The 19,291-nt window shown below is 59.3% G+C and carries 21 protein-coding genes; 16 read left to right on the top strand and 5 right to left on the bottom strand.

Features of this window, described 5'->3' with window-relative positions; translation table 11 throughout:
- Window positions 1-6: 6 nt before the first annotated feature.
- A complete protein-coding gene (locus CQ009_RS27890) occupies window positions 7-597 on the bottom strand; it encodes a cysteine hydrolase family protein (protein ID WP_007914026.1) in 591 nt (196 codons plus the stop codon).
- Between the two features lie 238 nt (window positions 598-835).
- On the opposite strand from CQ009_RS27890, the gene prmB reads away from it, so the two are divergent.
- A complete protein-coding gene (prmB, locus tag CQ009_RS27885) occupies window positions 836-1,744 on the top strand; it encodes a 50S ribosomal protein L3 N(5)-glutamine methyltransferase (protein WP_105709323.1) in 909 nt (302 codons plus the stop codon).
- A 93-nt stretch (window positions 1,745-1,837) separates the two neighbouring features.
- On the opposite strand, the gene CQ009_RS27880 is transcribed toward prmB, so the two are convergent.
- Together CQ009_RS27880 and CQ009_RS27875 are read right to left on the bottom strand one after the other, a co-directional pair.
- The gene (locus CQ009_RS27880) at window positions 1,838-2,629 is read right to left on the bottom strand and encodes a hypothetical protein (protein ID WP_105709322.1); all 792 of its coding nucleotides are present in this window, start codon (window positions 2,627-2,629) and stop codon (window positions 1,838-1,840) included.
- A gap of 102 nt (window positions 2,630-2,731) precedes the next feature.
- Window positions 2,732-3,682, bottom strand: coding sequence for an alpha/beta hydrolase (locus CQ009_RS27875; RefSeq protein WP_105709338.1), 951 nt, complete (start codon window positions 3,680-3,682; stop codon window positions 2,732-2,734).
- 130 nt (window positions 3,683-3,812) lie between these two features.
- On the opposite strand from CQ009_RS27875, the gene aroC reads away from it, so the two are divergent.
- The 5 genes from aroC to mtnC all read left to right on the top strand — a co-directional run bounded on the left by aroC (window position 3,813) and on the right by mtnC (window position 8,032).
- Entirely contained in the window at window positions 3,813-4,904 is a 1,092-nt protein-coding gene (gene aroC, locus CQ009_RS27870; protein WP_008080929.1) for a chorismate synthase, read from the top strand.
- A gap of 31 nt (window positions 4,905-4,935) precedes the next feature.
- A complete protein-coding gene (locus CQ009_RS27865) occupies window positions 4,936-6,081 on the top strand; it encodes an MFS transporter (protein WP_105709321.1) in 1,146 nt (381 codons plus the stop codon).
- On the top strand, window positions 6,078-6,704 hold the full coding sequence (locus CQ009_RS27860) for a methylthioribulose 1-phosphate dehydratase (protein ID WP_034151739.1): 627 nt from the start codon (window positions 6,078-6,080) through the stop codon (window positions 6,702-6,704). Before CQ009_RS27865 ends, CQ009_RS27860 begins: the two co-directional genes overlap by 4 nt.
- A gap of 94 nt (window positions 6,705-6,798) precedes the next feature.
- On the top strand, window positions 6,799-7,344 hold the full coding sequence (locus CQ009_RS27855) for an acireductone dioxygenase (RefSeq protein ID WP_105709320.1): 546 nt from the start codon (window positions 6,799-6,801) through the stop codon (window positions 7,342-7,344).
- Between the two features lie 4 nt (window positions 7,345-7,348).
- Window positions 7,349-8,032, top strand: a complete 684-nt coding sequence (mtnC, locus tag CQ009_RS27850) for an acireductone synthase (protein ID WP_105709319.1) — start codon at window positions 7,349-7,351, stop codon at window positions 8,030-8,032.
- A 190-nt stretch (window positions 8,033-8,222) separates the two neighbouring features.
- Here the strand turns inward: mtnC and CQ009_RS27845 are convergent, their stop codons facing one another.
- Window positions 8,223-8,501 (bottom strand): DUF3509 domain-containing protein, encoded by a 279-nt coding sequence (locus CQ009_RS27845; protein WP_008080936.1) that lies wholly within the window; start codon window positions 8,499-8,501, stop codon window positions 8,223-8,225.
- A 390-nt stretch (window positions 8,502-8,891) separates the two neighbouring features.
- On the opposite strand from CQ009_RS27845, the gene CQ009_RS27840 reads away from it, so the two are divergent.
- From CQ009_RS27840 to CQ009_RS27790, 10 genes are all read left to right on the top strand, one after another.
- Window positions 8,892-10,730, top strand: coding sequence for a long-chain-acyl-CoA synthetase (locus tag CQ009_RS27840; RefSeq protein ID WP_105709318.1), 1,839 nt, complete (start codon window positions 8,892-8,894; stop codon window positions 10,728-10,730).
- 97 nt (window positions 10,731-10,827) lie between these two features.
- Window positions 10,828-11,346 carry an ankyrin repeat domain-containing protein gene (locus CQ009_RS27835; protein WP_064391209.1) on the top strand — a complete coding sequence of 173 codons (519 nt, stop codon included), beginning with the start codon at window positions 10,828-10,830 and terminating at the stop codon, window positions 11,344-11,346.
- A gap of 131 nt (window positions 11,347-11,477) precedes the next feature.
- Window positions 11,478-12,008 carry a hypothetical protein gene (locus CQ009_RS27830; RefSeq protein WP_105709317.1) on the top strand — a complete coding sequence of 177 codons (531 nt, stop codon included), beginning with the start codon at window positions 11,478-11,480 and terminating at the stop codon, window positions 12,006-12,008.
- Between the two features lie 71 nt (window positions 12,009-12,079).
- On the top strand, window positions 12,080-12,271 hold the full coding sequence (locus CQ009_RS27825) for a PLDc N-terminal domain-containing protein (protein WP_007914053.1): 192 nt from the start codon (window positions 12,080-12,082) through the stop codon (window positions 12,269-12,271).
- A gap of 230 nt (window positions 12,272-12,501) precedes the next feature.
- Window positions 12,502-13,377: a polyamine aminopropyltransferase gene (gene speE / locus CQ009_RS27815; protein WP_016982904.1), complete on the top strand. Its 876-nt coding sequence runs from the start codon at window positions 12,502-12,504 to the stop codon at window positions 13,375-13,377.
- A gap of 207 nt (window positions 13,378-13,584) precedes the next feature.
- The gene (locus CQ009_RS27810; protein WP_064391211.1) at window positions 13,585-13,818 is read left to right on the top strand and encodes a hypothetical protein; all 234 of its coding nucleotides are present in this window, start codon (window positions 13,585-13,587) and stop codon (window positions 13,816-13,818) included.
- Window positions 13,819-14,028: 210 nt separating this feature from the next.
- Entirely contained in the window at window positions 14,029-14,376 is a 348-nt protein-coding gene (locus tag CQ009_RS27805) for a ribonuclease E inhibitor RraB (RefSeq protein ID WP_008080948.1), read from the top strand.
- Between the two features lie 499 nt (window positions 14,377-14,875).
- The gene (locus tag CQ009_RS27800; RefSeq protein ID WP_007914061.1) at window positions 14,876-16,285 is read left to right on the top strand and encodes a circularly permuted type 2 ATP-grasp protein; all 1,410 of its coding nucleotides are present in this window, start codon (window positions 14,876-14,878) and stop codon (window positions 16,283-16,285) included.
- 12 nt (window positions 16,286-16,297) lie between these two features.
- A complete protein-coding gene (locus CQ009_RS27795; RefSeq protein WP_007914063.1) occupies window positions 16,298-17,248 on the top strand; it encodes an alpha-E domain-containing protein in 951 nt (316 codons plus the stop codon).
- Window positions 17,245-18,048, top strand: coding sequence for a transglutaminase family protein (locus CQ009_RS27790; RefSeq protein WP_105709316.1), 804 nt, complete (start codon window positions 17,245-17,247; stop codon window positions 18,046-18,048). The genes CQ009_RS27795 and CQ009_RS27790 overlap by 4 nt, the downstream gene beginning before the upstream one ends.
- 119 nt (window positions 18,049-18,167) lie before the next feature.
- Here the strand turns inward: CQ009_RS27790 and CQ009_RS27785 are convergent, their stop codons facing one another.
- A complete protein-coding gene (locus tag CQ009_RS27785; RefSeq protein WP_064391213.1) occupies window positions 18,168-18,989 on the bottom strand; it encodes a cytochrome c in 822 nt (273 codons plus the stop codon).
- Window positions 18,990-19,291: the final 302 nt, after the last annotated feature.

The following is a 19,291-nucleotide window of genomic DNA, read 5'->3' as shown; positions in this document are numbered from 1 at the left end:
AGCAGATCAGATCAGGTCTTGAGTCAGCGCGAGGGTGGCGAAGTTGTCCGCCATGATCGCCATTTCGGCTTCCTGCACCACGGCGGCGCTGAGCACGCGGCCCTTGAATGGCAGATCACGGGTGGCGCAGGCGTCTTCCACCAGGGTGCAGCGGAAACCCAGGTTCTTCGCCGCACGCACGGTGGTGCTGACGCTGGAATGGCTCATGAAACCGCAGACGATCAGGTCCAGCGAGCCAAGGTTTTGCAGACGATCGAGCAATTCGGTGCCATGGAAGGCGCTCGGCAGCAGTTTGCCGATAATGGTTTCATCACCTTGTGGCTCCAGGCCCGGGATGAATTCGCCGCGTTCGCCCTGCGGGTCGAACAGGCCACCGACGGTGCCGAGATGACGCACGTGCACGATCGGCCGACCGGCTGCACGGGCTGCGGCAACCACTTGTTTGATGTTCGCGACGGCCGCGTCCATGCCGCTCAGTGCCAGCGGGCCACTGAGATATTCTTTCTGGGCATCGATGATGACCACGGTGGCATGGCTCAGTGTGGCCGCTGCGTAACCGCGACCGCTGAGTTGAAACATCGTTTTTGGAACGGACATTCTGGGGCTCCTTGGGGTGGGGCTTTTGCGACATTGTCCTCTGGCTGAGCGGTTCTGTGAATCGCTACCATCGTAGGCACCGTCGTTATTGGCCTGCAGCCTTGTCACGTTACACGTTCTGTTCAACGGCTGGTGCAAAAAACAGAAAACTCCTACCGTCGCCCGGATGATTTTCCTGCGTCGTCGTCATGCGTTTTGGCTGGTAGAATCGCCAGTCGTTTTTTCAGGAGTTTTGCCCGTGATCACTTCCCGACTTCGTACCCTGCGCGACCACATCCGTTGGGCCGTCAGCCGCTTCCATGGGGAGGATCTGTTTTTCGGCCATGGCACCGACAACGCCTGGGACGAAGCCCGGCAGCTCGTGCTGGGAGCGTTGCACCTGCCATGGGAAATCGCCGACAGCTACCTCGACTGCGCGCTGGAAGACGATGAGTTGGTCAATCTGCAACGCCTGCTCAAGCGTCGTATCGAGGAACGCATTCCGACCGCTTACCTGTTGGGCGAGGCGTGGTTCTGCGGCATGTCGTTCATCGTCGATGAGCGCGTGTTGATTCCGCGTTCACCTATCGGCGAACTGATCGAAAACCATTTTGCGCCGTGGATCGGCACCGAACCGGCGCGGATTCTCGACCTGTGCACCGGTTCCGGCTGCATCGGCATCGCCTGCGCCTACGAGTTCCAGAACGCCGAAGTGGTGCTGGCGGACCTTTCGTTCGAAGCGCTGGAAGTGGCCAACCAGAACATTGAGCGTCATGGCGTCGATGAGCGCGTGTACACCGTGCAGGGCGATGGTTTCGATGGCTTGCCGGGTCAGCGTTTCGATTTGATCGTGTCGAACCCGCCTTATGTGGATGCGGAAGATTTCGCCGACATGCCCGACGAATATCAGCACGAGCCCGAGCTGGGCCTGGCGTGTGGCGATGATGGTTTGAATCTGGTTCGACGCATGCTTGCCGAAGCGGCGGATCACTTGACCGAGAAGGGGTTGTTGATCGTTGAGGTGGGCAACAGCCAGGTGCACGTTGAAGCGCTGTACCCGGAAGTCGATTTTGCCTGGCTCGACTTCGAGCGCGGCGGGCATGGTGTGTTCATGTTGACCGCAGAGCAGTGCCGCAACCACCAAGCCCTGTTCGCCTCCCGCGTCTGACCCGTTAAAAGCAAAAGATCGCAGCCTTCGGCAGCTCCTACAGGGATTACCGCATTCCAATGTAGGAGCTGCCGAAGGCTGCGATCTTTTGATCTACCGGTGCGTAGCAATCCAGATCAACAGCCCTGCCTGAAACACCGCAAACGCCACCAGACAGGTAATGGTGAAACGCAAGCCAGCGTCTTCACGCTTGAACTTGCTGACCTTGTCTTCCTGCTTCTTCAGCTTCACTTCCTGCTCGGCCAGATTCTGCTCGGCCTGTTGAAGCATTTGCGCCGCTTCAAGAATCTCGACGATCTGCAGCTTTTCGCTGTTCCAGTCGCCGAGCAAATCGCCAACCTGCACTTCCTTGACGCTGCCCTTCAAATGCTGGGCATCGGCATAGACCACATCAAAACCATGCACACGCAGGAAATGATCGCGACGCAGACGGGTGTCTTCGTTCAGCGCGTCCTTGTTGTTCAGGTCCATGCCGTCGACGGTGTAGGTCGGCCAACGCTTTTTCACCCAATTGACGCCTTGGGCGGCCATGTAGCGGCCGATGCCACGGTTCATCGGTTCGATCTGCAAGCCGCTGTCGGGGCCGAAGTGAACACGCTTGGTCGTGTGATCAACCCACACATCCAGCTGATTCTGCTCTTTGCGTACGCGCTGGCCGGGCAGTTTGATCGCCATGCGCATCAGGCTTTTTTCTTTGCTGTTGCGCTCGGCGTAACCGAATTCGACGAAGCGCAACGGCCTCCCGCCCGTGTTGCGATCGGTCTGCAGCGGGGCCAGGCGGAGCATCTTGTGGTGCTCGACGTGGACATCCGCCCACGGCAGCTCGACCGCTGGCGGTGCGTCTTTTTCCGCGGTGGTGTCGGGTGAAGTCTGGGTATCAGTCATAACGGCGAGATCCTGTCCAAGCCCTGCTTGTCGCTAGCCATTGCGCTGGCGACAAAGGCTTATCGGCCGTTTCTTTCAGGACTAGAGGGTAAACGGCGCTTATCAGGTGCGAAGTCCGTCAATAAACTCGATGATCTTCGCGCCGAGCTCTGCAGCCAGTGGCAAATTCGGATCCTTGTAGGAGGCCAGTTGCCGCTTCATGTCGTTGTGCACAATGCGCATGACATGGTTCATGCCTTCGATCACCACCAGTTCGGCGTCCGGTTTGGCAGCCTTGAGCAGCTTCGCGTCATCCACGCCGACCTGAATGTCGTTACTGCCTTGAACAATCAGCGCTGGCATCTTCAGTTGCGCGAAAGCCTTGGCCGGATCCTGACGGAACAGCGAAATCAGATACGGCTGCACACTCGGGCGGAAAATCACCTGCAATGGTTGCGGCACATTGTCATCGGTGTGGCCGGCCTTGAGGCTGTCGAGCAGTTCGTTGCTGCGCAGCATCAAGGGTGGCGGCAGGCTGCGGGCCAGTTGTTCGCGGATCACCTGATCGACGGGACGGGCGCTGCCAGAGAGGGAAATCACTGCTGCCGCATCTGCCGTCGGTGCCGCCAGCGTGGCAATCATCGCGCCTTCGCTGTGGCCCAGCAGAATCAACTTGCCGAAACGCGGATCAGCCTTGAGCTTGCGCGCCCAGGCCTGCGCATCGGCGACATAGGCTTCGACCGACAAATTGCGCTCATCCGGCGTCGCCGCCAGGCTCGCGGCCACGCCGCGCTTGTCGTAGCGCACGCTGGCGATATTGTGTTTGGCCAAGACCCACGCCAGGCGCTTGAGGCTGTCGTTGCGCCCACCGTCGGGGTTGTTTCCGTCACGATCCGTAGGACCCGAGCCAGAAATGATCAGGACAACCGGCACCGGGTTGTCGGACTTTGGCAGCAACAGCGAGCCGAAAAGCTCGCCGGTGCCGGTATCCAAAGTTACCGGGCGTTGTAGGACCGTCGCTTGGGCAAAGCCCGTAAAGAGGGTAAGACTCAAGAGCAAAACTCGCAGCATCATCACGCCATCATTGGTCAAGGTGCCGGTTGGACTCGCCAACACCGCTAAGGTTCGAGGATGAACTACTCGGTTAGCCTGCGTATACTGGCGCGCATCACGAATTTGGGTTTGATTTCACGGAGCGTCCTGCATGTCCGGCAATACCTACGGCAAGTTGTTCACTGTCACCACCGCGGGCGAAAGCCATGGTCCGGCGTTGGTCGCCATTGTCGACGGCTGCCCGCCGGGCCTGGAGATTTCCCTCGAAGACCTGCAGCGCGACCTCGATCGCCGCAAGCCCGGCACCAGCCGCCACACCACCCAGCGTCAGGAAGCCGACGAAGTCGAAATCCTCTCCGGCGTGTTCGAAGGGCGCACCACCGGTTGCTCGATCGGCCTGCTGATCCGCAACACCGACCAGAAGTCCAAGGACTACTCGGCGATCAAGGATCTGTTCCGCCCGGCCCACGCCGACTACACCTACCACCACAAATACGGTGAGCGCGACTACCGTGGTGGTGGCCGCAGCTCGGCGCGCGAAACTGCGATGCGCGTGGCCGCCGGTGCAATCGCCAAGAAATACCTGGCCAGCCAAGGCATCGTCATTCGTGGCTACATGAGCCAGCTCGGCCCGATCGAAATTCCGTTCAAGACCTGGGACTCGGTGGAAGAGAACGCTTTCTTCAGCCCGGATCCGGACAAAGTCCCTGAGCTGGAAGCCTACATGGACCAATTGCGTCGCGACCAAGATTCGGTCGGCGCAAAAATCACCGTGGTTGCCGAAGGCGTGATGCCAGGTCTCGGCGAGCCGATTTTTGACCGCCTCGACGCCGAACTGGCCCATGCGCTGATGAGCATCAACGCGGTCAAAGGCGTGGAAATCGGTGCCGGATTCGCCTCGGTTGCCCAGCGCGGCACCGAACACCGCGATGAAATGACCCCGCAAGGTTTCCTCAGCAATAACGCCGGCGGCATCCTCGGCGGCATCTCGTCCGGTCAGCCAATCGTTGCCCATCTGGCCCTGAAGCCAACGTCGAGCATCACCACGCCGGGCCGTTCGATCGACATCCACGGCAACCCTGTGGACGTCATCACCAAGGGCCGTCACGACCCGTGCGTCGGCATCCGCGCCACGCCGATTGCCGAAGCGATGATGGCCATCGTGTTGATGGATCACCTGCTGCGTCACCGTGGCCAGAACGCCGATGTGCGCGTGAGCACCCCGGTGCTGGGTCAGCTTTGATGGCGGGCCCTGAAGCCGTCGCGGCATAACCGTGGCGGCGCTCCCTTACTGGCGGCTGTCCAGTTTCTATCTGTTCTATTTCGCCTTGCTCGGTTCGACAGCGCCGTTTCTGGCGCTGTACTTCGATCATCTCGGCTTCACTCCGGCGCGGATCGGTGAACTGGTCGCGATCCCGATGCTGATGCGCTGCGTGGCGCCGAACATCTGGGGCTGGCTCGGTGATTACACCGGCAAACGCCTGGCCATCGTGCGCTTCGGCGCGGTGTGCACGCTGCTGACCTTCTCGTTGATTTTCGTCAGCAAGACCTATGCCTGGCTGGCGATGGTCATGGCGCTGCACGCGTTTTTCTGGCACGCGGTATTGCCGCAATTTGAAGTGATTACGCTGGCGCATTTGCAAGGGCAGACCTCGCGTTACAGCCAGATTCGTTTGTGGGGCTCGATCGGTTTCATCATCACCGTGGTCGCGCTCGGTCGTCTGTTCGAATGGCTCAGCCTCGACATCTACCCGGCGGCGCTGGTGTTGATCATGGCCGGCATCGTCCTCAGCAGTCTGTGGGTGCCGAACGCGCAACCGCCGCAAGGCAATCGACCGACCGGCGAGGGCTTCCTCAAGCAACTGCGCAATCCCGGCGTGCTGGCGTTTTACGGCTGCGTCGCGCTGATGCAAATGAGCCACGGCCCGTATTACACCTTTCTGACCTTGCACCTGGAACGACTTGGCTACACACGCGGCACCATCGGCATGCTCTGGGCCGTGGGTGTCGTCGCCGAAGTGCTGATGTTCATGGCGATGAGCCGGATTCTTGCGCGGTTTTCCCTGCGCCGGGTGTTGATGGCGAGTTTTCTGCTGGCGGCGCTGCGCTGGTTGCTGCTAGGTTCGTTCGCCGAGTTCCTGTGGGTGCTGTTGTTCGCGCAGGTGCTGCACGCGGCGACCTTCGGCAGTTTTCACGCCGCGGCCATCGCCTTCGTGCAACGTAGCTTCGGCGCCCGCCAGCAAGGGCAGGGCCAGGCTTTGTATGCAGCACTGGCCGGCACCGGCGGCGCCATGGGCGCGTTGTATTCCGGTTACAGCTGGAATGCCCTCGGCGCGACATTGACCTTTAGTATTGCCAGTCTCGCGGCGCTCGCTGCTGCCGTTATCATTGCCACACGTATGCAAGAGGACAGGCCATGAGCCTTACGCGTGAACAACTCGCCCAGCAAATCGTCGACGCCGGGCGTTTTCTGTATGGACGCGGCTGGTCGCCGGCCACCAGCAGCAACTATTCGACGCGCCTGTCGCCGAGTGAAGCGCTGCTGACCGTATCGGGCAAGCACAAGGGCCAATTGGGCCTGGACGATGTGCTCGCCACCGATCTGTCGGGCAACAGCCTGGAACCGGGCAAAAAACCGTCCGCCGAAACCCTGCTGCACACCCAGCTGTATAGCTGGCGGCCGGAGATCGGCGCGGTGCTGCACACCCATTCGGTCAACGCCACGGTGCTGTCGCGCCTGACCCCGGAAGACTTTATCGAGTTCGAAGATTACGAACTGCAGAAAGCCTTCAGCGGCATCTCCACCCACGAATCGCGGGTGCGCGTGCCGATTTTCGACAACGATCAGGACATTGCACGCCTCGCCGCCAAGGTGCAGCCTTGGCTCGACGCCCACCCTGATTGCGTCGGTTATCTGATTCGCGGCCACGGCCTCTACACCTGGGGCGCGCAGATGAACGACGCGTTGCGGCAGATCGAGGCCTTTGAATTTCTGTTTGAATGCGAGTTGAAAACCCGCAGCGTCATGAACCGCCAAGGCTGACTTCACCAGAAGTAGCCCATTTGCCTGATGAAATGCTGTGCCCGACCGGTCTGCAAGAACCGGACGGCAAGGCCGATACCGAGGAATTGCCCCAATGAGCAGCCTGTCCGTCTATCACGTTTCCAGCCCCGATATTCCCAACAAGGTGCTGACCCACTTTGAAGACATCGCCTCGACCCTGGCCGAGCAGGGCGTGCGCTTTGACCGCTGGCAAGCCACGGCGAAGATTCAGCCCGGCGCCACCCAGGAAGAAGTGATCAGCGCTTATAAAGAGCAGATCGACCGACTGATGACCGAACGCGGTTACATCACCGTCGACGTCATCAGCCTTAATAGCGACCATCCGCAAAAAGCCGAACTGCGCGCCAAGTTTCTCGAAGAACATCGGCATGGCGAAGACGAAGTACGATTCTTCGTCGCCGGCCGTGGCTTGTTTACCCTGCACATCGACGATTACGTCTACGCCGTACTGTGCGAGAAGAACGATTTGATCTCGGTACCGGCCGGCACCAAGCACTGGTTCGACATGGGCGAGCATCCGCACTTCGTCGCGATCCGCCTGTTCAACAACCCTGAAGGCTGGGTTGCCAATTTCACCGGCGAAGACATCGCCGGTCGTTTCCCGCGTCTGGAGGACTGATTCGATGTCGATCAAAGCCATTGTCACTGACATCGAAGGCACCACCAGCGCGGTGAGCTTCGTCTTCGACGTGCTGTTTCCGTATGCGGCCAAACACCTGCCGGACTTCGTGCGCCAAAACGCCGAACGCACCGATGTTGCCGAGCAACTCGACGCCGTACGCCGTGACAGCAATGCGCCGCAGGCCGATGTTGAGCGGGTCGTCGAGATTCTCTTGAGCTGGATCGAGGAAGATCGCAAAGCCACGCCGCTCAAGGCCTTGCAAGGCATGGTCTGGGCCCAGGGTTATCACGCCGGGCAGTTGAAAGGGCATGTTTACCCGGATGCCGTGGAAGCGCTGCGACGCTGGCATGCTGCCGGTTATCAATTGTTTGTGTATTCGTCGGGATCTATTCAGGCGCAGAAGCTGATTTTCGGCTGCTCCGAGGCGGGGGATCTGACGCCGCTGTTCAACGGTTACTTCGACACCACGTCGGGGCCCAAGCGTGAGGCGCAGTCGTACATCAATATCCAGAAAGCCATTGGCGTCGAACCCGAAAAAATCCTGTTCCTCTCGGATATCGTCGAAGAACTCGACGCCGCGCAAGCAGCCGGCCTGCAAACCTGCGGCCTCGCCCGTGAAGGCGGCGAACTGGGCAGCCACATCACCGTCGACACCTTCACCGGCATAGAACCCGAAGCCTTCTAACCCACACAATCCCGGTAGGAGCTGCGGAACGCTGCGATCTTTTGATCCTGATCTTCAAAAACAAGATCAAAAGATCGCAGCGTTCCGCAGCTCCTGCAAAGAGTTTGCGATCACGATAGAAATCGCGCACAAAAAAACAGGCCGTGAAGCGCATGCTCCACGGCCTGTTTCGTTTAAAGCGGTTTAAGCGTTACAGCGAGTGATAAGTCGGCAGCGCAAAACGCTGCTGGCTCTGCAGCATGGCAATTTGCGGCAGTTCACTGGCTTGTTCAGCCAGGTCACGGCGAATTGCACTGATCGCCCACGACAGTTGGTCGCCGGCATGCAGTTGTTGATAAGTCAGTGCGCGCTTGAACACTTTGCCGTCGCTGCTGCGCAGAGTCAGCAGAATCCCGCCATCGGGACGTGGCGCAGTGGTGACGTCGAAGTTGGAGAACAGCGAGGTAAATTTTTCTTGGATCAGGCTCATGTCTTTCAGCTCCGTATGCACTTGAATGGCAAGCATGCAGAGGAGGTTGCAGCGATTGTGCCAGCATTTGATAATAAAATTATCGTTATAAATCAACGGTTTAAAAACTATTAAAATTCAGGGTGTCGTGCAATCTGCATGAATGGCCATCGTGCATCCTGCATTTTGAGGGATTGTGGTCGATCCTGCGGAACCAATCGTTCTGTTGAGGATCACCGCGAGTCCCGGCAGGTCGGCGGATACAAAACATTGCAAAAACCGCGTGTACAGCCCGAGAAGCGCTGACGTATTTTCGATCTCGACCTGCGCTCGGATGCGTCGGTTGCTTCAAGCCAAAGCCCGAAAAATAAAAACATCGGCCTGCACGCCAAGGTCGAACGGGGAGCTTCCATGCGTCACGCGCCAAGCGACACGATTACCTGGAGCATGATGCTCCGCAAACTGCCGATGATTGCCAAGGCCATCCCGCGGGTGGTCAAGGGCATGAAGGTGGCCAACGTCACGGATCCGACCCAAAGCTGTGGCCTTGGCTTTACATTCGAGCAAGCGACGCTGCGCAATCCCGACGGGCCGGCGTTATTGCACGGTGACGTGGCGCTGACCTATTCGCAGGTCAACCAATGGGCGAACCGCATCGCCCACTATCTGAACGGGCAGGGCATCGGCAAGGGCGATGTGGTCGCGGTGTTCATCGAAAACCGCCCGGAATTGCTGGTGACCATCCTGGCGCTGGCCAAGGTCGGTGCGGTCAGCGCGCTACTCAATACCTCACAAACCCGCGACACATTGATCCACAGTGTGAATCTGGTGGCGCCGGTAGCGATTGTCGTTGGCGAAGAATTGGTTCCGGCTTATGCGGCAATTCGCGATCAAGTGGCGATCACGGCAGCGCGCACCTGGTTTGTCGCCGATCAGGACACCTACAGTCATCCGGGCATTGCGCCCGAAGGCTACGTCAATCTGATCAGCGTCAGCGCCGACGCAGCCAGTGAGAATCCGTCGAGCAGCCAGCAGATCTTCTTCGACGATCCGTGTTTCTACATTTACACCTCCGGCACCACCGGCCTGCCCAAGGCCGGGGTATTCAAGCACGGGCGCTGGATGCGCAGTTCCGCCAGTTTCGGCATGATCGCCCTCAATATGGGACCCGAAGACGTCGTCTACTGCACCTTGCCGCTGTATCACGCCACCGGTCTGTGCGTGTGTTGGGGCTCGGCGGTTAACGGCGCTTCGGGCTTCGCGATCCGCCGCAAGTTCAGCGCCAGCCAGTTCTGGAACGACGTGCGCCGCTATCGCGCGACGACCATCGGCTACGTCGGCGAGTTGTGCCGGTATCTGGTCGATCAACCGGCCAGTGCCGACGACAACCGCCACGACGTGCGCAAGATGATCGGCAACGGCTTGCGCCCCGGTGCGTGGGCGCAGTTCAAGACGCGCTTCGCGGTGGATCACATCTGTGAGCTGTACGCGGCGAGCGACGGCAACATCGGTTTCACCAACATCCTCAACTTCGACAACACCATCGGTTTCTCGCTGATGGCCTGGGAGCTGGTGGCTTACGATCACGACAGCGGCGAGCCGCTGCGCAGCGAGGACGGCTTCATGCGCAAGGTCGGCAAGGGCGAACAGGGCCTGTTGCTGGCGCGGATCGATGAGAAAGCGCCGCTGGATGGCTACACCGATCCACAGAAAACCGCCAAGGTTGTCCTTCACGACGTGTTTAGCAAAGGCGACCGTTTCTTCAACACCGGCGATCTGTTGCGCAACATTGGTTTCGGTCATGCGCAATTTGTTGATCGCCTTGGCGATACCTACCGCTGGAAAGGCGAGAACGTCTCCACCACGGAAGTGGAAAACCTGCTGCTGCAACACCCGCTCATTTCCGAGGCCGTGGCTTACGGCGTGGAAGTGCACAATACCAACGGGCGCGCCGGCATGGCCGCGATCACGCCGGCGGAATCTCTGGCCACTCTGGATTTTGCGGAATTGTTGAGTTTTGCGCGCCAGCGTATGCCGGCTTACGCGGTGCCGTTGTTTCTGCGGGTCAAGGTGAAGATGGAAACCACCGGCACCTTCAAGTATCAGAAAACCCGCCTTAAAAAAGAAGGTTTCGACCCCGGCCAGACGGGGGATGATCCGATCTTCGCCTGGCTGCCGGGCAGCGAAACCTACGTGCAGGTCACCGATGTAGTGTTGGCCGACATTCATCAAGGCAAATACCGTTATTGATTCTGGCTATGGCTGGACTTGAGAGAAAGGGGGTGACAGCGTCCGTCGCGCTCGGGAAACTGTCGGCTTTCCGATTGACCGAAAGTGGAGTTGCCCCATGTCCGACCAAAGCCGCCAGATGACCCCTGAGGAAGCTGCTGAATTCACCGAGCAGGTTTTCAACAAGGCGCGTGACGGTGATGCCGAGATGCTCGATCGCCTGGTCACGGCCGGTTTGCCGGTGAACTTGAAGAACAGCAAAGGCGACACGCTGCTGATGCTCGCCAGCTACTATGGCCATGTCGATGCGGTGCAGGTACTGCTCAAGCACAACGCCGACCCGGAAATGCGCAATGGCAACGGCCAGAGCCCGATTGCCGGTGCGGCGTTCAAAGGCGATCTGGCGGTGGTCAAGGCGCTGGTCGAGGCGGGCGCCGAGATTGAAGGCTCGTCGTTCGATGGCCGGACTGCGCTGATGATGGCGGCGATGTTCAACCGTGTTGAAATCGTTGATTACCTGATCAGCAAGGGTGCCAATGCGCAGGCCAAGGACGCCAATGGCGTGACCGCACTGGATGCGGCGCGCACCATGGGGGCCGTCGATACCACCGCTCAACTGGAAAAACTCCAGGCCTGATAAGGTCAAAAGATCGCAGCCTGCGGCAGCTCCTGCACTGATCCCTTGTAGGAGCTGCCGCAGGCTGCGATCTTTTGCTTTGTGCGCTATCCTCCGCGCCCTCAAAATTCAAATCCACAGGATCTGCCCTCATGAAAGCCGCACTCGTCGAACTCATCAGCAAAATCAGCTCCGGCTGCATGGGCGAGGACGAGATCCTGAACGTGGCCGACGAAGCGGCGCAGGCCTACGCCGATACCGACGCCTTTCTGACCGCCAATCCGGACATCAACTACGACGACAGCTTCCCGATCCCGTTGGGCGAGTGGGTGGTGGTTGGCAGCTTGCCGGAAACCGTGCTGTTCCAGGCCGACACCTACGTCGATCTGTTTGCACAGATCGTTGCCTCGTTCGGCCCTGGCGTGGATTTCAACCTCAAGCCCAAGCAACTGGCCAAGACCGAAGCGCTGACCGCGCTCAACCGCATCCAGGTGCAGATGAGCAGCATGAACAAGGAAAACGGCGGCTACACGCTGATGAACTTCAGCCAGTTGCTCGACGACGAACTGCAAATGGTGCTGGTTTACGGCAACGACGTGCCACGCGTGCTGGAACTGTGCGCCGAAGTCGGCATCGCCGCCGCGCCATCGCTGGAAGCCTTGAAGATCGCCGTTCACGTCTGAACGCAATAAAAGGGAACCCTGCGCCCGACCGTCTATCCTAAAAGTGCATGCCACTATTCTGGAGCGACACCATGGGTTCCACGTTCAACGGTCTGATCGGCCTGATCATCCTCGCCCTCGACATCTGGGCCATCATCAATGTGCTGAAAAGCGGCGCCACCACCGGGATGAAAATCGTCTGGGTGCTGCTGATTATCCTCCTGCCGGTACTGGGCCTGATCATCTGGGCAATTGCCGGGCCGCGGGGCAACGTGCGGATCTGAATCAGCTAACACCGCAATACCCCTGTAGGAGCTGCCGAAGGCTGCGATCTTTTGATCTTGCTTTAAAAAATAAACGTCAAACGATCGCAGCCTTCGGCAGCTCCTACAAGGATTGTGGTTTGCCGATGAAGTGAGGTTCGACCTGTCATCTTCGGCAACGTAGAATGCGCGCCTTTCCCGGGCAATCGTCCCCACGATTGACGCCCGCGCATTCATCGGAGCACTTCACCATGACCGTCACCAAGACCAGCGAGTACCTGGAAACCCTCTACGAAGGCTACGGCCAGCGTTTTCGCATGGAAAAACTGCTGCACGAAGTGCGCACCGAACACCAGCACCTGGTGATCTTCCAGAACCCGCGCATGGGCCGTGTCATGGCGCTGGACGGCGTGATCCAGACCACCGAAGCCGACGAATTCATCTACCACGAAATGCTCACCCACGTGCCGATCCTCGCCCACGGCAGCGCCAAGCGCGTGCTGATCATCGGCGGCGGTGACGGCGGCATGCTTCGTGAAGTGACCAAGCATGCTGGTGTCGAGCACATCACCATGGTCGAGATCGACGGCACCGTGGTCGACATGTGCAAAGAATTTTTGCCGAACCACTCCAGCGGCGCCTACGACGACCCGCGTCTGAACCTGGTGATCGACGACGGCATGCGTTTCGTCGCCACCACCACGGAAAAATTCGACGTGATCATCTCCGACTCCACCGACCCGATCGGCCCGGGCGAAGTGCTGTTCTCGGAGAACTTCTATCAGGCGTGCCATCGCTGCCTGAATGAAGGCGGCATCCTCGTGACCCAGAACGGCACGCCGTTCATGCAGATCGACGAAGTGAAAACCACCGCTGGTCGCCTCAATAGCCTGTTCCCGGACTGGCACTTCTACCAGGCAGCCGTGCCGACCTACATCGGCGGTTCGATGACTTTCGCCTGGGGCTCGACCAACCCGGCCTACCGCAAGCTCAGCCGTGAAACCCTGCAACAGCGCTTCATCGGCAGCGGCATCGTCACCCGTTACTACAACCCGGAAATCCACATCGGCGCGTTCGCCTTGCCACAGTACGTGCTGCAGGCGATCAACAAACCAAGCAACGACTGATATCAAACCTGTAGGAGCTGCCGCAGGCTGCGATCTTTTGATTCTGATCTTAAAAACAAGATCAAAAGATCGCAGCCTGCGGCAGCTCCTACAGTGACAGATGTCGTTTTTTTCATCTTCGTCCGCTGTAATCCTTTTGAACCAACCCCCGGCGTATAAGTCGAGATAGGTGTAAGCCCATTTGCGGGTTTGATCGAGGAGGCACCGATGCAAAAGTGGAAAGTCACTTTCGTGGACGATCATGGTGAAATTGTCGATGAGGTGTTCGAGCGCGCGGAATGCCCCAGCGACGATGAGGCCGCTCGATTGATCAAGGCACGGCTTTTGCCCGTTGCCGCCGAACTGGACCTGAACGATCTGGAAGGGCGCACCGCCGATGCTGGCGTGAAAAGTCTGAAAACCCAGAACAGCATCGAAATCCGCAGCATCACTCCCGTCTGACATTCTTCCTGTCACCTTTCACACCAGACCTTGGCAGCGGCTCTAACTTGGGGCTACTCTGCAAGCGAGATCAGCGAACGGATCGCTAAGGTCTGGTCTTGTCAGCTACATGCTTGTTTCCCGCGTGCAACCACGTTGCCGTAGTACTTAGGCCAAAGGCCCGGGGCGGGAATACGGAAAGTCTATCCATCTATGCGAGGGGGACGATTCATGAGCACAGCCTATCAAGAAGACATCAGCAGCAATGTTCTGCGCCGCATGAAAGAAGGCGGTTTCGATTTTTCCCGGTTCCATCCCATCGAGTTCTACGCCATTTTCCCGGACGAGGAGCGGGCGCGCAGGGCGGCAGGCAAATTTCGCGGTGAATCCATCAATGCCCAGGTCAGCGTGCGTGATGACGGTGCGTGGGCGCTGGAATTGAGCAAAGTGATGTACGCGACGTATGACGATATTGGCGATTTCGAGCAGGGCTTTTCGGCAGTGGTCGAGCCCTTGGGCGGGATAATCGAGGGGTGGGGGGTGAAACAGGAGGTGCGTAGCCGCCACCGGTTGAATTGAGTCGATAGATAGAAGATCGAAAGATCGCAGCCTTCGGCAGCTCCTACAGGTGATCGGTGTAGGCGCTGTCGGGGGCTGCGATCTTTTGCTTTTGCTTTCAAAACATTTCCAAAAGGCAAAAAAAAGCCACCGGAGAGGGTGGCTAAAAGGGAAGACCGATAAGGAGAGGAAACCGGTCAGGGTTACAGCGGGACGGGCTGCGAGGGCAGTCCAGATCAGTTGAGCTGGCGACTTCGCGGCGCTGAGCGCGGCGAAGTTGTGCAGCGAATGCGCGGATTATCCGCAGGCAGTGCCGGGCAGTGAAATCAACTCTGACTATGCTGGTGATAGGCGATGCAGTGCGTCGCAATGAAGCGGGGGCAATCCGGTTGGGGCATTTGCCGCACAGGAATGGTGCGGTGCCTGCGAATTGAATATCCAACCGATTGAAATCAAAGCGTTTATGCCGATGGCACGGGCCTTGCGAAGGCCTGTATGTCCGGGTGACAAGGAGTACGGCATGATCCGCACCTATTTTGATGAGATGTACGATGCTGGCGGCCAGGTTCGCCCGCATTATCGGGAGTTCGCCCGCTGGCTGGCCGACACGCCTGACGAGCTGCTGGCCCAACGGCGACGCGAGGCTGACTTGCTGTTCCATCGCGCCGGGATCACCTTCACGCTCTATGGCGACGAGCAGGGCACCGAGCGCCTGATTCCTTTCGACACCATCCCGCGCAGCATCCCCGCCAGCGAATGGCGGATCGTCGAGCGCGGCTGCATCCAGCGGGTCAAGGCGTTGAACATGTTCCTCGCCGACCTCTATCACGAGCAGCGCATCATCAAGGCCGGGATCATCCCCGCCGAACAGGTGCTGGCCAACGAGCAGTATCAGTTGGCGATGCAAGGTCTGGATCTGCACCGCGATATCTATTCGCACATCTCTGGCGTCGATCTGGTGCGCGATGGCGACGGCACCTACTACGTGCTCGAAGACAATCTGCGCACGCCGAGCGGCGTCAGCTACATGCTCGAAGACCGCAAGATGATGATGCGTCTGTTCCCGGAGCTGTTCGCCGCCCAGCGTATCGCGCCGATCGATCACTACCCCAACCTGCTGCTCGACACCCTGAAAAGCTCCAGCCCGATAGATGACCCGAGCGTGGTGGTACTGACGCCCGGGCGCTTCAACAGTGCGTTTTTCGAACACGCGTTTCTTGCCCGGGAAATGGGCGTGGAACTGGTCGAAGGCGCGGATCTGTTCGTGCGTGACGACAAAGTCTTCATGCGCACCACCGACGGGCCGAAAGCGGTAGACGTGATCTACCGCCGGCTCGACGACGCATTCCTCGACCCGCTGGCGTTCAACCCGGACTCGATGCTCGGCGTGCCGGGGCTGTTGTCGTCCTATCGCTCCGGCAATGTGGTACTGGCCAATGCCATCGGCACCGGCGTGGCGGACGACAAGTCGGTCTATCCGTTTGTCACCGACATGATCCGGTTTTATCTCGACGAAGAACCGATTCTGAAAAACGTGCCGACCTGGCAATGCCGCAACCCGTCTGAACTTTCCCACGTGCTGGCCAATCTTCCAGATCTGGTGGTCAAGGAAACCCAGGGCTCCGGCGGTTACGGGATGTTGGTGGGACCGGCGTCGACGAAGGCGGAAATCGATGCCTTCCGCGAACGGATCAAAGCCAAGCCGCACGCGTACATTGCGCAACCGACGCTGTCACTGTCGACCTGTCCGACCTTTGTCGAAAACGGCATCGCGCCGCGCCATATCGACTTGCGTCCATTTGTCTTGTCCGGGCGCGAAACCCGCGTGGTGCCCGGTGGTTTGACCCGCGTCGCGTTGCGCGAAGGCTCCTTGGTGGTGAATTCCTCCCAGGGTGGCGGAACCAAGGACACCTGGGTGGTCGAGGATTGAAGGAAGCTTGCCATGTTAAGTAGAACTGCCTCGGATCTGTATTGGATGTCGCGTTACCTGGAGCGGGCGGAAAACCTCGCACGGATGCTCGACATCAGTTATTCGCTGTCGCTGATGCCGCAGGACGGTCGCGGCGATGGTTTGCACGAATTGGCCATGCCGCTGCTGATCACCGGCACTCTCGACGATTATCTGGAGCGCCATGGCGCGTTACATGCTGAACGCCTGCTGCACTTTTTTGCCCTCGACGCGGCCAATCCGGCGAGCATCTACAGCTGCCTCGGCGCCGCGCGGGCCAGTGCGCATGCAGTGCGTGGGCGCATCACCGCGGACATGTGGGAGAACATCAACGCGACGTGGCTGGAGATTCGCGGGATCGCCGAGCAGGGCCTGAGTCGCTACGGCATGAGCCGTTTCTGCGAGTGGATCAAGGAGCGTTCGCACCTGTTCCGTGGTGCGTCCTACGGCACGATCATGCGCAATGATGCCTTTCGCTTCATTCGCCTCGGCACCTTTATCGAGCGCGCGGACAACACGCTACGACTGCTCGATGCACGTTATGAAATGGCCGGCGATCAAGCCGAAGCGGTCAGCGATGGCACGGCCCACGCGTATTACCAGTGGAGTGCGCTGTTACGTGCACTGTCGTCATTCGAGGCCTACACCGAAATCTACCGTGATGCGCCAGGCGCCCGTCACGTCGCCGAGTTGCTGCTGTTACGTGCCGATGTTCCGCGTTCGCTGAGGGCCTGCACCGAAGAGATCGACCAGATCCTCGCGCAGTTGCCCGGCGCCAACGGTCGCCCCGCGCAGCGTCTGGCGGCAGAAATGGACGCACGTCTGCGCTACACCGGCATCAACGAAATCCTCGAAGAAGGCCTGCACGCCTGGCTGACTGAATTCATCCCGCTGGTGCGCCAATTGGGCAACGCCATTCATAGTTCCTACCTGGAGGCTGCATGAGACTTTCCATAAGCCACGAGACCACCTATCACTACGAAGATCAGGTGCGGGCGAGCATCCAGTACCTGCGGCTGACACCCCACGACAGCGAGCGTCAACACGTGCTGAGCTGGCAGCTCGACCTGCCGCGTCCGGTGCGCGCGCAGCTCGATCCGTTCGGCAACATCCTGCACGTGCTGACCATGGACGAGCCCCATGAAGCGATCATCATTGGCGCGCGCGGTCAGGTCGATATCGACGAATTGCGTGAGGCCGAGCATGAGAGTCAGTCGGCGCTGCCGTTCCTGCGCTTTACCCGCTTGACCGAGGCCGATGAAGCGCTGCGATCGTTCGCCGAGAAATCCTGCAAGCAGCGACGGGATCGCACGGCGCTGATTGATTTGATGCACGGCTTGAATCAGCACATGACTTACACGCCGGGGTCAACCGAGGTCGATACCAGCGCCGCTGAGGCCTTCGCCGGGCGTGCGGGTGTTTGTCAGGATCACGCTCACGCGTTTCTGGCTTGTGCACGTAGTCTCGGGATTCCGTCGCGTTACGTGTCGGGATACTTGTACAGCGAGGATTGCGAACATCTGGCCAGCCACGCCTGGGCAGAAGCCTGGCTGGATGACGCCTGGTACAGCTTTGATGTGACCAACGAACTGGCGCGGCCGGAACGGCATCTGAAGCTGGCGGTGGGTCTGGATTATCTGGATGCCTGCCCGGTGCGCGGCATGCGCCGGGGCGGTGGGTGTGAGCAGATGCACGCGAAAGTGTTCGTCTCGCCGACCCCGATCATCTCCGTCCAACAACAGTAACGGGTTCACACAAAACCTTTGTAGGAGTGAGCCTGCTCGCGATAGCGGTCTGACAGTTGAATTATCAGTGTCTGACACTCCGCTATCGCGAGCAGGCTCACTCCTACAAGGAAATGTGCTCAGGGCTTAACCTTGCGCCCGGCCATATGCTGCAAATACCCGATCAACATCTGCAAATCCCCCTCCGGCAACACCTCTACCGAAAACCCCGGCATCTTCGCCTGCGGCCACTGACGCAAACTCTGCGGATCACGAATGTAGCGCTTCAAGAAATCCACCCCGAAATACTCAGTCGGGCTATACGGAATATTCAAATCCGGCCCGAACTGGGCATCCCCCGCACCGTTCAAACGGTGACACGCCAGACAATTCTTCTGAAACAGCGCAAACCCTAGATTTACCGGATCATCCGCCTTCAGCGCAGGATCCGGCAACAGGGCAGGGAAGCGCTCAGCCACCGGCGCCATGCGCTTGATGCTCGCCACTTCGAACGGCCATTGCTCGGGGCTGATATTGCCGGCTTGCGGGTCAGTCCACACCAGATAGAACGGCCCGGCGCTGTGCTTGCCTTCGGACAACGGCGGCCACGGCTGGGCTGGGTCTTCGATTGCCAGCCAGGCTCGCGAGCCTTGGCTGTTGAGTAGCGGCGCAGCGGCCAGTTCTGCGGCGAAGCCGTCCAGCGCCACCGCTTGCAGGTGATCGTCGGGTCTGATTCCGGTGAGCAGCGCGGCCATGGGCACGGCGCGATAGGTCATGTCCTTCTTGTAGGACACATCGTTTTTAATCGTGAGGGTTTGCACCTGAGGATGCTTGAGCAATTCCTCGGTCTGCCAGGTGCGGCTGTTTGCGCCCAACTGCAATTGCAGCTGGGCGGCAGACAAGGGCATGCTCAGCAGCATGGCCGCGAACACAATGAGCGCTTTCAAATGATCGCCGTCCATGTCGTGGGAGTGCGCAAAGGTTGGCACAGCCACGCTGGCCCGGGTAGCGGGCCAGTCATATTTTCAGTGGCGATAGATAGCACCTGCCGCTCGATTCAGCCGATTACCTTGGTCAAATTCGGCAAAATCAACAACAGCGTCGTGGCGAAAAGAATGAGCCCTGCTTGACGAACTTTCGGTTGTTTGAACATGGCTTGACCGCCTTTATTGTTATTTCCTGATGCCTGCCTGCATATCCATGACGGCAAGCGCTGCACTTCCTGTTGAAGGACGCCGGCCTCGGCAAAACCCGACGACTCTGA

Source organism: Pseudomonas sp. MYb2, assembly GCF_002979955.1.
Lineage (GTDB): Bacteria > Pseudomonadota > Gammaproteobacteria > Pseudomonadales > Pseudomonadaceae > Aquipseudomonas.
Note: the sequence above shows the minus strand (reverse complement) of the source record. Positions and strands in the feature narration are given on the sequence as shown.

Bases quoted from the DNA above. Each gene is read 5' to 3' on its own strand.
- CQ009_RS27800 (WP_007914061.1), top strand. From the start codon at position 14,876: ATGATCCGCACCTATTTTGATGAGATGTACGATGCTGGCGGCCAGGTT.
- mtnC (WP_105709319.1), top strand. From the start codon at position 7,349: ATGTCGATCAAAGCCATTGTCACTGACATCGAAGGCACCACCAGCGCG.
- CQ009_RS27825 (WP_007914053.1), top strand. From the start codon at position 12,080: ATGGGTTCCACGTTCAACGGTCTGATCGGCCTGATCATCCTCGCCCTC.
- CQ009_RS27790 (WP_105709316.1), top strand. From the start codon at position 17,245: ATGAGACTTTCCATAAGCCACGAGACCACCTATCACTACGAAGATCAG.
- CQ009_RS27890 (WP_007914026.1), bottom strand. From the start codon at position 597: ATGTCCGTTCCAAAAACGATGTTTCAACTCAGCGGTCGCGGTTACGCA.
- CQ009_RS27880 (WP_105709322.1), bottom strand. From the start codon at position 2,629: ATGACTGATACCCAGACTTCACCCGACACCACCGCGGAAAAAGACGCA.
- CQ009_RS27805 (WP_008080948.1), top strand. From the start codon at position 14,029: ATGAGCACAGCCTATCAAGAAGACATCAGCAGCAATGTTCTGCGCCGC.
- CQ009_RS27785 (WP_064391213.1), bottom strand. From the start codon at position 18,989: ATGGACGGCGATCATTTGAAAGCGCTCATTGTGTTCGCGGCCATGCTG.
- CQ009_RS27845 (WP_008080936.1), bottom strand. From the start codon at position 8,501: ATGAGCCTGATCCAAGAAAAATTTACCTCGCTGTTCTCCAACTTCGAC.
- CQ009_RS27860 (WP_034151739.1), top strand. From the start codon at position 6,078: ATGAGCCTTACGCGTGAACAACTCGCCCAGCAAATCGTCGACGCCGGG.
- CQ009_RS27795 (WP_007914063.1), top strand. From the start codon at position 16,298: ATGTTAAGTAGAACTGCCTCGGATCTGTATTGGATGTCGCGTTACCTG.
- CQ009_RS27835 (WP_064391209.1), top strand. From the start codon at position 10,828: ATGTCCGACCAAAGCCGCCAGATGACCCCTGAGGAAGCTGCTGAATTC.
- CQ009_RS27840 (WP_105709318.1), top strand. From the start codon at position 8,892: ATGCGTCACGCGCCAAGCGACACGATTACCTGGAGCATGATGCTCCGC.
- CQ009_RS27810 (WP_064391211.1), top strand. From the start codon at position 13,585: ATGCAAAAGTGGAAAGTCACTTTCGTGGACGATCATGGTGAAATTGTC.
- CQ009_RS27830 (WP_105709317.1), top strand. From the start codon at position 11,478: ATGAAAGCCGCACTCGTCGAACTCATCAGCAAAATCAGCTCCGGCTGC.
- CQ009_RS27875 (WP_105709338.1), bottom strand. From the start codon at position 3,682: ATGATGCTGCGAGTTTTGCTCTTGAGTCTTACCCTCTTTACGGGCTTT.
- speE (WP_016982904.1), top strand. From the start codon at position 12,502: ATGACCGTCACCAAGACCAGCGAGTACCTGGAAACCCTCTACGAAGGC.
- aroC (WP_008080929.1), top strand. From the start codon at position 3,813: ATGTCCGGCAATACCTACGGCAAGTTGTTCACTGTCACCACCGCGGGC.
- CQ009_RS27855 (WP_105709320.1), top strand. From the start codon at position 6,799: ATGAGCAGCCTGTCCGTCTATCACGTTTCCAGCCCCGATATTCCCAAC.